Origin of the sequence: Blautia argi, from assembly GCF_003287895.1 — a bacterium.
Taxonomy (GTDB): domain Bacteria; phylum Bacillota; class Clostridia; order Lachnospirales; family Lachnospiraceae; genus Blautia; species Blautia argi.
This window is the reverse complement of sequence record NZ_CP030280.1, coordinates 2,823,675-2,837,765: the sequence shown is the minus strand read 5'-3', so window position 1 is coordinate 2,837,765 and position 14,091 is coordinate 2,823,675. Positions and strand designations below refer to the sequence as shown.

Below are 14,091 nucleotides of genomic sequence, written 5' to 3'. Positions count from 1 at the left end.
TTTAAATGATTTTAGACAAGAGGCATTTTCGTGTTTAAGGTATAGTTTTTGTGGAAGCGCGGTAAAATAATATCTGTGTGTGTATAAGTAACAGTAAAAGGGGAATCAGGATATTTGATTCTGTTTAATAATAGATTTGTTGCGATATAGCCCATATCCTTTCCTTTTATAGATATGGTTGTTAATTGAGGTTCAACAATTTGTGATTCGGGAGAATCATCAAAGCCGGCAACTTTTATATCATCTGGTAGCTTGTAATTCAATGATTTTAGCGCTTTTATTGTACATATTGCAAGGAAATCATTAGCACAGAAGAATGCATCGGGCAATTCCTTTAGGGACTGGATTTTAGAGGCCAGCCAGGAAGGATTATTATATGGCGAAGAGTCATTCTCAAGAATGCAAAAGTCTTTGTAATTACTGCAAGAATTTGTGTGCATTGCTTCTTTGTATCCGTACCATCTTTCAAAAAAGGACTGGCAATGTAAATAATCCCCAACATAACCTATTTTTTTGCATCCTGTGTTTAAAAGGTGTGTAATTAAATGGTAAGTGCTGCTTTTGTTTTCCATATATAGGATATCAGAAGCGATGGTTTTATTTTGGGGATTCGCAAAGGAATCTACAAATAAAGTTGGCGTTTCAAGATTGCATAAGAAATTAGTGTATGTTTCATCAAATAACTCCAGAATTAAAATGGCATCTGTGGAATCTGCATTAAAATTTTCAGGGAGAGAACAGGAAGAAATTATGGTGTCACGGAGTACATAAATAGTTAGCCGGTAACCCAGAGCGCTGATTTTTTTTTGGAAAGAATCCAGTAATGTAGAGCTTAGATACTGGGAACCGGGAACAGATTTTGTGAATAAAGCAATCTCGCGGTTTGTAATTGTTTTATCACATTCATATTCTGCATCCTGTAACAGGCTGAACTGTTTATATCCTAATTCGGTAGCTTTTTGGAATATTAAATCTTTTGTATCTGAAGCAACACATCCAGTACCATTTAAAGCCTTTGAAATTGTGTTGCGGGATAATCCTAATGCGTCTGCTATATCTTGAATGGTAATTCTTTTTTTCATATATAGTCTCCTTTATAGTGATATTTGAATAATAAACCAAAATAATAAAAGTGTCAAATGTAAACTTTAAAAATAAATCAAAGTGTAAGATATGTTTTGAAATATAAATATAGGTGCAAATGCACATATAATAAATGTGCAAATACATAAATAAAAGGTGCAAAATATATTGACACATGAAAGACTATGTGTTAATATACAACTACAAAATGAATTGGAATTCCAAAACAAGTAGTGATTATGCACAAAAATTATTCAAAAGAAACAATTTAGTGTGCAAATGTAAAAGGAGGAGATGTTTATACTATGCAAAAGAAAGTAAGCCGGGCCAAGCGTAATTGTAAATGGAAATACATAAGACAGAACTGGCAATTATATGTGATATTCACATTACCCGCATTTTTGCTGACGATTATTTTTAAGTATATTCCTATGGGTGGAATCTTGATTGCTTTTGAAGATTATAATCCCATGCAGGGGATTTTTGGTAGTGCATGGGTTGGACTTGAACATTTTCAAAGATTCCTTTCTTCGCCGGATTTTATGAACTATCTGGTGAATACGTTAAAGGTTAGTGTGTACGGGCTGTTGTGGGGATTCCCGGTACCGATTATACTGGCATTATTACTGAACCGTATTAGAAAAAAAGCGATTCAGAAGAAAATACAGCTTATTCTGTATGCGCCTAATTTTATTTCTGTTATCGTATTATGTGGTATGATTTTTATTTTCTTATCACCTGTAGGACCAGTAAATAAGCTGTTAGGGACATCTATTAATTTCATGACAATGCCTGAGGCTTTCAGGACTATTTATATTGCGTCAGGAATCTGGCAGGGTGCAGGCTGGGCTTCCATTATGTACACTGCAGCATTAGCAAATGCGAGTACAGAATTAACAGAAGCGGCAATTATGGATGGGGCAAATATTTTTCAGCAGGTTATGAATGTAGATATTCCGGCCATTAAACCAATTATTGTAATCCAGTTTATCTTACAGGCAGGAAACATTATGAGCCTTGGTTTTGAAAAAGCGTTTGCATTACAGACCTCCATGAATCTTCCGGCATCTGAAATTCTTCCAACATATGTATATAAATTAGGTTTACAGATGGGAGATTATAGCTTTTCAACAGCAGTAGGATTGTTTAATTCTGTCATAAATGTAATTTTGCTTGTTTTAGTGAATGCTATTGTCAAAAAGTTTAACGAAGGCGAAGGATTATAGGAGGAGGTGTGGTAAGTGAATAGAAAGTTTTCAAAGCTGTCAATGAAAGATAAAATTTTGCTGGGCAGCGGATATCTGTTATTAGGTTTATTTGTCTTACTGATTATCATTCCATTGGTTTTTGTAGTGATTGCCTCCTTTATGGATCCTAATGTTTTAAACAGCCAGGGAATTACCTTTGATTTTTCTAAATGGTCTTTAAGTGGATATCAGAGAGTGTTTGATAATCAAATGATTTGGAGAGGATTTTTAAATTCTTTGATTTACTCTTTGATTTTTGCGACATTTTCTGTTTTTATTACATTGCTCGCAGCATACCCGCTGTCTAAAAAGGAACTGGTAGGAAGAAAATTTATTAATACAGTATATTTAATTACCATGTTTTTTGGTGGAGGATTAATGCCGACTTATTTGCTGATTAGTAATTTGGGGATGATTGATACAATTTGGGCATTGATTTTGCCAGGAGCAGTAAATGTGTGGAATATCATTCTGGTGCGGACTTATTATCAGTCATTGCCAACAGAGCTAAGAGAGGCTTCAGCAGTAGACGGTGCTTCAGAGGTCATTCATTTCTTTAAAATATTGCTTCCGGTATGTAAACCTATTATTGCTGTTATTTTCTTATGGCAGTTTGTTGGAATGTGGAATAGTTATTTTGATGCAATGATATATCTGGAGGATGCATCTTTACAACCATTGCAGCTCGTATTACGCTCAATTTTGATTCAGAACACACCAGATCCTGGTATGGTAGCAGATATTCAAAGTGCGGCTGAAATGTCAAAAATAGCAGAGCAATTAAAATATGCCACTATTGTAGTGTCAAGTTTGCCATTATTGCTTATGTATCCATTTTTTCAGAAATATTTTGATAAAGGTGTTATGGTTGGCTCTGTAAAAGGTTAAAAATGTGTGGAGGAAAAGATTGAAAATGAAGAATAAAAAAATTCAAAAATTAATTTGTATAGCATTAGTAGGTGTTTCTCTGGTTTCTTTAGCAGGATGCGGTAAAAAGGGAGAAGAAAAACAGAAAATCTTGACTGATGTGTCATTTCCATTGGAAGAATCAGCTTCTTTAAAAGTGATGACAAAAGCAGCAGCTATCTCTACTCAGAATCCAGAAGAAAAGTTGATTTTCCAAAGAATTAAGGAAAAAACAAATGTGGATATTGATTGGACATGTTATGTGGAAGACCAGTTTGTTGATAAACGAAACCTGGCTTTGGCAAAAAAAGATTCACTTCCAGACATTGTATTTAACGCAGATATGGGAAACGTAGATCTTTTGAAATATGCCAAACAGGGTGTGATTGTTCCTGTGGAGAATATGATTGAGGATTATATGCCGAATCTGAAAAAAATTTTGGATGAAAATCCTGAATATACTAAATTGATTACAGCGCCAGATGGACATATTTATTCTTTCCCATGGATTGAGCAGCTGGGAGTAGGAAAAGAAGCAATTCAGGCGATTGGTGGTATGCCGTATATTAATAAAACATGGCTGGATGAATTAGGATTAGAAGTTCCCAAAACCACTGAAGATTTGAAAAAGGTACTGATTGCGTTTAGAGATAAGAATCCGGGAAACGTACAAGGAGTAATTCCTATGTCCTGTAGAATCAATGGTGGAAATGAAGATCTTGGATTTATTCTGGGAGCATTTGGTTATGGGGATAATGCAGATCATATTATGGTGAATGAAAAGAACGAAGTGCTTTATTCTGTAACTGACGAAGGATATAAAAAAGGAATTGCATGGTTACACGAATTACAGGAAGAAAATCTCATTGATCCAGAGGCATATACACAGGATTATGCTACTTACACAGCAAAAGGCAAAAATGGAAGATATGGTTTGTTCTTTGGATGGGATATTTTAAGCATTGCATCGAATCCGGATGATTATATTCCGCTTCCCGCATTAGAAGGTCCAGATGGTATTGTAAATGCAGTTCGCCAGAGTGGAAGTGCAGATGGAGGTTTTCAAACAGGACGTTGTGTTATTACCAGTGCATGTGTAAATCAAGAATTGGCAGCTAAGTGGATTGACTTAATGTATGACCCTGTTCAATCTGTACAGAATAACTGGGGTACTTACGGTGAAGAGGGAAAATCCAATGTTTTCGAGATGACAGAAGAAGGAACACTGAAGCATTTGGAAATTGTAGATGAATCTCCGTATGATGTTCGTGTGCAGCAGATGGTTGGAGGACCACTTGCAGTGTTAGATAGTTACTATGATGTATATACAACTTGTCCTTCTGACGCACAGGAACGAATGGAAGCAGTGAAAAGTTATGTTTCAGATATGAAATATGATATGGTATATCCAAATGTATTTATGAGTCAGGAAGATGCAGAAGCTGTGGCAAGATATGAAACAGATATCAAACAATATGCAGAACAGAAAAAGGCAGACTGGATTTTAAATGGTGGAGTGGAAGACCAGTGGGATGAATACATTCAGAAACTGAATGATTTAGGACTGGAAAAATATCTTGAGATTAAACAGAAATACCTCGATGATTATCTTGCAAAGTAATTGCTTGTGGCAAGGATAGGGTTAAGGAGAGTTTTATGACAAGTCAGATGTTGTGTAAGGCAAGAAAATATGAAGAAATAGCTGAAAAAGTAATAAAAAAAGAGGAAAGACCGGCATTTCATTTTTCACCGCGTACAGGGTGGATGAATGATCCAAATGGATTCTCTTATTACAAAGGGAAGTATCATATGTTTTATCAGTATTATCCATATGATACTAGATGGAATTCTATGCATTGGGGACATGCAGTAAGCGATGATTTACTTCATTGGGAATATGTTCCGGCTGCTTTGGCTCCTGATGAGAATTATGATAAGGAAGGATGTTTTTCCGGCAGTGCTATTGCGCTGCCGGATGGGCGTCAACTTTTGATTTATACGGGGGTAGCCCGTAAAGCACAGGAGGACGGAACGGACTGTGAAATTCAAACTCAGTGTATTGCTGTAGGAGATGGTACGAATTATGAAAAGTATGAAAATAATCCCGTACTGGATGAAAAGCATATACCTGAAGGCAGCAGCAAAGTGGATTTCAGAGACCCAAAAGTTTGGAAAAAAGAAGATGGAAGTTTTGCCTGTGTAGTAGGAAACCGTCCTGCAGATGGAAGTGGTCAGATTTTGCTTTATTCCAGTCTGGATGGGTTCAAGTGGGAATTTGTAAGTGTGTTGGCTGAAAACAGAAATCGGTTTGGAAAAATGTGGGAATGTCCGGATTTTTTTTGAACTGGATGGAAAATATATTTTGCTTGTGAGTCCTCAGTATATGCAGGGAAAAGGATTAGAATATCACAATGGTAACGGTACAGTTTGTTTCGTTGGGGATTTAGATAAAAGTACAAATACCTTTAAAGAAGAAAGTAACCATGCTATTGATTATGGAATTGATTTCTATGCTCCTCAGACTGTTATAGCGCCAGATGGAAGAAGGATTATGATTGGCTGGATGCAGAATTGGGATACGGTTGGGTTTTATTCTCCAGAGAAAAAGTGGTTTGGGCAAATGAGTCTTCCTAGGGAAATTTCTGTTAAAAATGGAAGATTATATCAATGGCCGATTAGAGAATTGGAAGAGCTGCGAGAAGAGAAAGTTGTGTACCATGATGTTACTGTTGAAGGAACTATGAAGCTGGAAGGAATAAAAGGAAGAAAAATTGACCTTGAATTAGAACTTAGTGCAGGGGAAGATTCTTATAAAAAATTTATGCTTCAGTTTGCTCAAAATGAGGAACACTATACATCTGTATGCTTCTGGCCCCAAGAATCTCTTTTGGAGATTGATAGAAAGTTTTCCGGTGCAAGCAAAGATACAGTGCATGAGAGAAAGTGCCAGGTAAATAGTTATAATGGAAAATTGGAAATGAGGGTTATTTTGGATCAGTATAGTGTGGAAGTATTTGTCAATCATGGCGAGCAAGTATTATCCGCAACTCTTTATACAGATCCAGCAGCAGAGGGCATTACCTTTTTAACAGAAGGCAAGGTAAAAATGAATGTTATAAAATACGATTTGCAGGAATAATGCGTATGAAAAAATATGATGTAACAGCTATGGGAGAACTGTTGATTGATTTTACGGAAAATGGTTTTAGTAAACAAGGAAACCCTTTATTTGAGGCAAATCCAGGAGGGGCTCCTTGTAATGTTCTTGCCATGCTCTCTAAACTTGGTTATAAAACCGCTTTTGTTGGAAAAGTAGGAAATGACATATTTGGAAGGCAACTAAAAGTAGCTATTGAAGAAGTAGGAATAGAGAATGGCTTCCTTCTTGTGGATGAAAAGATTCATACTACATTAGCTATTGTACATACCTTAGAAGATGGAGACAGAGATTTTTCTTTTTATCGGAATCCGGGGGCAGATATGATGCTTACAGAAGATGAAGTGCCGGAAAATCTCATTGCTAATTCACGTATGTTTCATTTTGGCACGCTGTCTATGACACATGAAGGAGTGAGGGCAGCTACAAAAAAAGCGGTACAGATTGCACGAAAGTCTGATTGTATAATTTCTTTTGATCCAAATTTGCGTCCACCGCTTTGGAAAAACATGGATGAAGCAAGAGGGCAGGTGCTGTGGGGGCTGAAAAACTGTGATATTCTTAAAATCTCTGATAATGAGATTATATGGCTGACAGGAAAAAAGAATTATACAGAGGGTGTACGTTGGATTTGTGAACGATACCAGATTCCTTTAATCTTTGTTTCTATGGGGAAAGATGGAAGCAGAGCTTACTATAAAGGACATATGATAGAAGTAAAAGCTTTTTTGAATCCTAATACTATTGAAACAACAGGGGCTGGCGATACCTTTATGGGCTGTGTTTTGGGAACCATACTTGAAAAGGGTCTAGAGAACTTAACAGAAAAAGATTTGCATGAGATGCTGGTATTTGCCAACGCTGGTGCCTCCATTATAACCACACGGAAAGGCGCTTTACGTGTAATGCCGGATAAAGAAGAAGTTTTAGAATATATGCAGTAAGAAAGAGCGATGTTGGAGTATCGCTATCATACACATAAACAAAAATTTATAGCTATCGGAAAGAGGCAAAAGAAAGAAACCCCATCTGTGACAATAAAATTCGCACCAAAAGACACCATTTAGGTGTCTTTTGATAAAAAGGAATTCATTTTTTTGGTAGAAAGTTTTTGGCGTAAAAGACATATACTAGTTTGTAGAAAATATATATGAGGTACTGGTATATGAAAAAAATCATCAACTGGCAGATTGCAGGCTTTGCTTTTACTGCTATTATAGGAACGGCTTTTCATTTTCTTTTTGATTTGACAAATGAAAGCATCGTAGCGGCACTTGTCTCCCCGGTGAATGAATCGATATGGGAACACATAAAACTATTGTTTTTTCCCATGCTTGTATATGCTCTCTTTGAATACAGTTTTTGGGGGAAGGAATACGCCCGATTTTGGTGCATAAAACTGAAAGGTATATTAACAGGTATGGCACTAATCCCCACACTATATTACACCTACACAGGTATCATAGGAGAGTCCCTGGATTGGTTTAATATTGTTATCTTTTTTGGAGTGGCAGGATTGGTGTATTTAGTAGAAACCAAAATGTTCCTGGGAAACAAAACGTGCAGAATTCCTTCGGAATATGCCTTTGTAATACTTTGTATTAGCGGCATTGTATTCTTTGTATTTACCTTTTATCCGCCAGAGATTCCGTTCTTTCAGGATCCTGTCAGCAAAACATATGGTTTTTAATTTTGTTATGAATTTTAGCGTGTTCTCCTTAATGTTAAGCGTTGTTACTGTACTCGTCAATTCTAATGAATGCATATGGCATCAATGTTCTTCGCGTTCAGCATCTTCTTTCGTGCGATGCACCGTACCATAAGGATGCTGAGGCGGAGCGTAGAGCGAATAGAGTTTTAACGGACAAACTCCTATATTGACGATATTGTGCCACGTACCTGCGGGGATAAGAATTGCAAAATTTTCGTCCACGCACGCCTGTTCTTGCAAATGATTTCGGCAACTACCCATATAAACTTTGGCTTTGCCACTCTCCACTCGAATGAATTGGTCTACGTCGGGGTGTATTTCTACACCGATGTCACCACATGCGGGTATGCACATCAAAGTCAACTGCATATCCTGCCCCGTCCAAAGTGTCGTGCGGAAGTTATGATTTATATTGGTTGCGTGTCTGATATTAAAAACAAACGGTTCAGAGCCGTAGTCACGGATCTTGGGATGCTCACCCAGATTGCAATTTCGCATAACGATACCTCTTGCTATAGTGTCAGTATTAGTATATGTGTCTTTCGATCGTTTGGATACAATGTCAGCTGTCATCTTCCATACGATACACACCGAGGAAGATATCCTTCACAGCGTATAATGATGCAAGGCTGTAATTGGCAAAAGAAGCATTATATTTGTAGGAATGGAAAAACGCTGTCATTTACACATGTCCGTCATTCAAAGTCAATCCTACCATCAACAGAGATGTTGATGACCTGCCAGGGAATGAATTTTCCACTGGCTTGCAAAGCTTTTTTAGCCGCCAGTTTAAGTCCGCCGCAACAAGGCACTTCCATTCGTACAATGGTCATGCTTTGGATGTCGTTGTTTTGAATAATTTGTGTCAGCTTTTCGCTGTAGTCCACACTGTCCAGCTTGGGGCAGCCGATCAGCGTAATCTTCCCGCGCATAAAATCCTCGTGCATTCTGGCGTAGGCGTATGCGCTGCAATCAGCCGCGATCAACAACTTAGCCCCGTTAAAGTAAGGGGCGTTGACCGGAACCAGCTTGATTTGGCAGGGCCACTGTCCCAGCTGTGAAGCGGTCTGTGCCTGAGTGGGAGATGCTGATTCCTGCATATGTTGAAGGCGCTGCATCCGGCTGCCAGGACATCCCTCATGAACGTCAGCAGAAGTACGGCTCTGTTCTTTCTTTTTTCTCATATTTTCCTGCACAGCCTTTTCGTTATAGGCGGCGGCTTCCCGTTCCACAAAGGAAATCGCGCCGGTCGGGCAGGTGGGTAGGCAGTCGCCCAGACCATCACAATAGTCATCTCGCAGAAGTCTTGCTTTTCCATTCACCATGCCGATTGCACCTTCATGACATGCTTCAGCACAAGCACCACAGCCGTTACATTTTTGTTCATCTATCTGAATAATTTTACGAATCATTCTAAATCCATCCTTTCTCTTGTATTTCCAATGTTATTATAATATAATTAAAAATCAAAGTATGTTGTTATAACAACAGAAGGGAGAAAATGTGAATTTATCTAATACACAACTATTCCGCGGATTAGAAGCAGCTGAAATTACAAACCTTTTGAATTGTCTTAACGCTACAGAGCACAGCTACAAAAAAGGTGAAGTGATCCTTTCAGAAGGAAGTATCACGGAAAATATAGGAATTGTGCTCTCTGGCATGGTGATGATATCGTGCAATGATATTTGGGGAAATAGCAGTGTTTTGGGAAATGTTGCCCCTGGTTCTGTATTTGGCGAAGTATATGCCTGTATTCCAGGTCAACCAATGTTGGTTACAGTGTCTGCTGCAGAAGATACTTCTGCATTATTTATAAATGTAGGGCGTGTTCTGACTACCTGCTCCAAATCCTGTATCTTTCACACAAAACTTGTACAGAATTTGTTGACTGTTTGTGCGCACAAAAGTCTTCAACTTTCCCAAAGGATTCAACATACCAGTTCTAAATCTATACGTGGGCGATTAATGTCTTATTTTTCAGAATGTGCGAAACAATTTGGAGGTAATTCTTTTCTCATTCCATATAACCGCCAACAGTTGGCAGATTATCTGAATGTTGACCGCAGTACCATGTGCAACGAGCTTTCTAAAATGCAAAAAGATGGACTCATTGAGTATAATAAGAATCAGTTTTTATTAAAAGATTGATTAATACTTTGAATTGATACAATAGGTGCTTAGTATGTTTGGTTATCCAAAGAAGTTTGGATTTTCTGACAACATTTTTCCATAAATTGATGTAACCTCTTGAAACCTTGTATTTGCTGGTGCTTTGAAAGATTTTGAAAAACAGTAAAGTGACGTAATATATCATAAAATGGTGTGGTTTGATACGAAAATGGTGTAGTAAATCGGAAAGAATTATTAAATTAGTGTGTTGTATGGAGAGATTATAATCCCATCTTTGACAGTTAGAAAAAGAAAAAATCGCTGCATCCCTCATGTTTACTGGGTTATAGCGATTTTTGCCGTTGTTGCGGACTATAGTATTTTATTCTTTCCCTTTACTTTTTTTCTGAATATTTCTCATCTTACTTTTGGTTATGAACTGATAATCTGTTCAGAAACCACAGACGTCATGAAGATTATCCGTAATTCTTTTTCGTTTGTATAAAGGAATAAATCCCTGTTCCTGTATTCCGGAGAAATTCATTTCTTTTAGAACATCTAATAATTCTTCACATGTATATTTCGCATCCAGTTTTTTCTCAAGGAAGCGGTATATGGTCAATGCAAGAAAACAGATTAGAAAATGTGCTTTGATCCGGTTTTCATCCTGTAAATAGACAGAACTTGCAGAAAAATCTGTTTTCATACTCCGGAAACATTCTTCTATGGGACATTCAGATGCACAGATCACCATGAATGTCTATAATGAACCTGCCGGAAACTGTGACTGCTGTGGTATAAACCATAAGTCGTTGTCGTAAAATGTGGTCAAATCAAGAAAATTGAGCGCGAAAGCAAGTGAAAAACCCCTGTGAAGCCCGTAAAATCAAGCTTTTTCAGGGGTTCTCCAAAAAATTATTAAAAAAATTAGCACTCACCTCTTGACATGGCTAGTAGCTGGTGATATTGTTATAACGTAGATAGAACAAGCGAGCAATATTCAGAGATACTCTGAATACAGAATAACCAAAACGGAGGGATTTTATGAACATTACAAAATTTACACAGAAATCACTTCAGGCTGTTCAGAACTTAGAGAAGACTGCATATGAATTCGGCAATCAGGAAGTCGAGCAGGAGCATTTGCTATATAACCTTTTACATCAGGAGGACAGCCTGATTTTGAAACTCGTTGAAAAAATGGAAATTCAGAAGGAACACTTCATGGACCGCATAGAACAGGCATTAAACGCCAGGACAAAGGTGTCCGGTGGGCAGCCTTACATTGGTCAGTATCTGAACAAAGCCCTGGTCAGCGCAGAGGACGAGGCTGCAAATATGGGAGATGAATATGTTTCCGTAGAGCATCTGTTTTTGGCTCTTCTGAACAATCCAAGCCCCACGATGAAGAAAATCTGGCAGGAATACGGAATTACAAAAGAACGATTTTTACAGGCATTGAGCACAGTAAGGGGAAATCAGAGAGTTACCACAGACAATCCGGAGGTTACTTATGATACTTTAAACAAATATGGTCAGGATTTAGTGGAAAAAGCAAGAGAACAGAAGTTGGATCCGGTTATTGGCAGGGACAGTGAAATTCGGAATGTGATTCGGATTTTGTCCAGAAAGACAAAGAACAATCCCGTGCTTATCGGAGAACCGGGCGTTGGTAAAACAGCGGCAGTAGAAGGCCTTGCTCAGAGGATTGTACAGGGTGATGTACCTGACGGCTTAAAGGACAAGAAAATTTTTGCCCTGGATATGGGCGCTCTGGTAGCCGGAGCTAAATACAGAGGTGAATTTGAGGAACGTTTAAAAGCTGTTCTGGAAGAGGTCAGAAAGAGCGAAGGCCAGATTATTCTCTTTATTGATGAGCTGCATCTGATTGTAGGCGCAGGGAAGACAGACGGTGCCATGGACGCAGGAAATATGTTAAAGCCTATGCTGGCAAGAGGCGAATTGCACTGTATCGGCGCTACTACTCTGGACGAATACCGCAAATATATTGAGAAAGATGCGGCTTTGGAACGTCGTTTCCAGCCGGTTCTGGTCGATGAGCCGACGGTGGAGGATACCATTTCCATTCTTCGTGGCTTAAAGGAGAGATATGAGGTCTTTCATGGCGTAAAGATTACAGACAGCGCTCTGGTAGCTGCCGCAACCTTATCAGACCGCTATATAGCGACCGTTTCCTGCCGGATAAAGCCATTGATTTGGTTGACGAGGCATGCGCGCTGATTAAGACAGAGCTGGATTCCATGCCTACAGAGCTGGACGAAATGCGCAGAAAAATCATGCAGATGGAAATTGAAGAGGCTGCGCTGAAAAAAGAAAACGACCGTTTAAGCCAGGATCGTCTGGTGGATTTGCAGAAAGAAATGGCTGAGCTTCGGGATGCATTCAATACTCAGAAGGCGCAGTGGGATAACGAGAAGTCTACGGTAGAGCGTCTGCAGAAATTAAGAGAGCAGATTGAGGAGATGAACAATCAAATCCAGAAAGCTCAGAGAAACTATGATTTAGACGAGGCTGCAAGGCTGCAGTACGGAGAGCTTCCAAAGCTGCAGAACCAGCTGGCAGCAGAAGAGAGGAGCGGGTAAAAAATCAGGATTTATCTCTGGTTCACGAAAGCGTTACAGACGAAGAAATTGCCAGAATTATTTCCCGTTGGACAGGAATTCCGGTGGCAAAGCTGACAGAAGGAGAAAGAAGTAAAATTCTGCATTTGGAAGATGAGCTGCACAAACGGGTGATTGGACAGGACGAGGGTGTTACCAAGGTAACGGACGCCATTATCCGTTCTAAAGCGGGAATCAAAGATCCTACAAAACCTATTGGTTCTTTCCTGTTTCTGGGACCAACCGGAGTTGGTAAGACAGAGCTTGCCAAGACTCTGGCAGCAACGCTGTTTGATGATGAACAGAACATGGTTCGTATTGATATGAGCGAGTATATGGAGAAATATTCTGTATCCAGACTCATCGGGGCGCCTCCAGGATATGTGGGATATGAGGAAGGCGGACAGCTTACGGAGGCAGTGAGAAGAAAGCCGTATTCGGTTGTGCTTTTTGATGAAATTGAGAAGGCGCACCCAGATGTATTTAATGTGCTTCTCCAGGTGCTGGACGATGGCAGAATTACAGATTCTCAGGGCAGAACCGTAGACTTTAAAAACACAATTCTTATTATGACCTCCAATATCGGTTCTCCGTATCTTCTGGAAGGAATTGAAGAGAACGGCGAGATTAAGCAGGAGGCAAGAGAAGCGGTTGAGCGGGACTTAAGAGGGCATTTCCGTCCTGAATTTTTAAACCGTTTGGATGAAATCATTATGTTTAAGCCTCTTACAAAGGACAATATCGGTGGTATTGTAGACTTGCTTATGGCAGATTTGAACAGAAGATTAAAAGACCAGGAGTTATCTATGGAATTGACAAAAGCTGCAAAAGATTATATTATTGAGGGCGGATATGACCCTGTGTACGGTGCCCGTCCACTGAAGAGATATGTGCAGAAATATGTGGAAACACTGACTGCGAAGCTGATTCTTTCCGGGGATATCAGTACAGACAGCAGGATTGTCATTGATGTGGAAAACGGAGAGCTGACTGCTCACGCAGAAAAGGGACAGCTTTCCTGACAGGAGGCAGCTATGATACCAAAAGACCCAGTGATGCTTTTAAGCTATGTCAATACACAACTTCGTGATTTTTACCCATCCTTTGCAGCATTTTGCGAAGATAAAAGTTTAAGTGCAGAGGAAATTACGGCAAAGCTGGCAGGGATTGATTACGAATACGATACAGGCAGAAATCAGTTTATTTAAGGAAACAGAGAGTTTTCCCATTGCGGATATATGGGGAGGCTCTCTT

General features: G+C 39.0%; 10 protein-coding genes and 3 pseudogenes. 9 read left to right on the top strand and 4 right to left on the bottom strand.

Annotation, left to right across the window (positions count from 1 at the left end; genetic code table 11):
- Nucleotides 1-11: 11 nt before the first annotated feature.
- Nucleotides 12-1,082 carry a LacI family DNA-binding transcriptional regulator gene (locus DQQ01_RS13755; RefSeq protein WP_111920479.1) on the bottom strand — a complete coding sequence of 357 codons (1,071 nt, stop codon included), beginning with the start codon at nucleotides 1,080-1,082 and terminating at the stop codon, nucleotides 12-14.
- Nucleotides 1,083-1,388: 306 nt separating this feature from the next.
- Between DQQ01_RS13755 and DQQ01_RS13750 the strand changes: the two genes are divergently transcribed.
- From DQQ01_RS13750 to DQQ01_RS13725, 6 genes and pseudogenes are all read left to right on the top strand, one after another.
- Nucleotides 1,389-2,309 carry an ABC transporter permease gene (locus tag DQQ01_RS13750; RefSeq protein WP_111920478.1) on the top strand — a complete coding sequence of 307 codons (921 nt, stop codon included), beginning with the start codon at nucleotides 1,389-1,391 and terminating at the stop codon, nucleotides 2,307-2,309.
- A gap of 42 nt (nucleotides 2,310-2,351) precedes the next feature.
- A complete protein-coding gene (locus tag DQQ01_RS13745; RefSeq protein ID WP_111920962.1) occupies nucleotides 2,352-3,218 on the top strand; it encodes a carbohydrate ABC transporter permease in 867 nt (288 codons plus the stop codon).
- A gap of 25 nt (nucleotides 3,219-3,243) precedes the next feature.
- Nucleotides 3,244-4,857 carry a type 2 periplasmic-binding domain-containing protein gene (locus tag DQQ01_RS13740; RefSeq protein ID WP_111920477.1) on the top strand — a complete coding sequence of 538 codons (1,614 nt, stop codon included), beginning with the start codon at nucleotides 3,244-3,246 and terminating at the stop codon, nucleotides 4,855-4,857.
- A gap of 35 nt (nucleotides 4,858-4,892) precedes the next feature.
- Nucleotides 4,893-6,375, top strand: a pseudogene (locus DQQ01_RS18260) (glycoside hydrolase family 32 protein).
- A complete protein-coding gene (locus DQQ01_RS13730; RefSeq protein ID WP_111920476.1) occupies nucleotides 6,375-7,337 on the top strand; it encodes a carbohydrate kinase family protein in 963 nt (320 codons plus the stop codon). Before DQQ01_RS18260 ends, DQQ01_RS13730 begins: the two are co-directional and overlap by 1 nt.
- A 221-nt stretch (nucleotides 7,338-7,558) precedes the next feature.
- Nucleotides 7,559-8,083 (top strand): DUF6512 family protein, encoded by a 525-nt coding sequence (locus tag DQQ01_RS13725; protein ID WP_111920475.1) that lies wholly within the window; start codon nucleotides 7,559-7,561, stop codon nucleotides 8,081-8,083.
- 81 nt (nucleotides 8,084-8,164) lie between these two features.
- Here the strand turns inward: DQQ01_RS13725 and DQQ01_RS13720 are convergent, their stop codons facing one another.
- Both DQQ01_RS13720 and DQQ01_RS13715 read right to left on the bottom strand, forming a co-directional pair.
- Nucleotides 8,165-8,602 carry a cupin domain-containing protein gene (locus tag DQQ01_RS13720; RefSeq protein WP_111920474.1) on the bottom strand — a complete coding sequence of 146 codons (438 nt, stop codon included), beginning with the start codon at nucleotides 8,600-8,602 and terminating at the stop codon, nucleotides 8,165-8,167.
- A 197-nt stretch (nucleotides 8,603-8,799) separates the two neighbouring features.
- Entirely contained in the window at nucleotides 8,800-9,516 is a 717-nt protein-coding gene (locus DQQ01_RS13715) for an ATP-binding protein (protein ID WP_111920473.1), read from the bottom strand.
- 91 nt (nucleotides 9,517-9,607) lie between these two features.
- Here DQQ01_RS13715 and DQQ01_RS13710 point away from each other — a divergent pair, with 91 nt between their 5' ends.
- Nucleotides 9,608-10,255 carry a Crp/Fnr family transcriptional regulator gene (locus DQQ01_RS13710; RefSeq protein WP_111920472.1) on the top strand — a complete coding sequence of 216 codons (648 nt, stop codon included), beginning with the start codon at nucleotides 9,608-9,610 and terminating at the stop codon, nucleotides 10,253-10,255.
- A 343-nt stretch (nucleotides 10,256-10,598) separates the two neighbouring features.
- Here DQQ01_RS13710 and DQQ01_RS18255 read toward each other — a convergent pair.
- Nucleotides 10,599-10,943 (bottom strand): annotated as a pseudogene (locus DQQ01_RS18255) (IS1634 family transposase); the annotation flags it as partial.
- 317 nt (nucleotides 10,944-11,260) lie between these two features.
- Between DQQ01_RS18255 and clpB the strand changes: the two are divergent.
- Nucleotides 11,261-13,859: pseudogene (clpB, locus tag DQQ01_RS18250) on the top strand (ATP-dependent chaperone ClpB).
- A 12-nt stretch (nucleotides 13,860-13,871) separates the two neighbouring features.
- Nucleotides 13,872-14,045 (top strand): DUF4250 domain-containing protein, encoded by a 174-nt coding sequence (locus DQQ01_RS13695; protein WP_111920471.1) that lies wholly within the window; start codon nucleotides 13,872-13,874, stop codon nucleotides 14,043-14,045.
- Nucleotides 14,046-14,091: the final 46 nt, after the last annotated feature.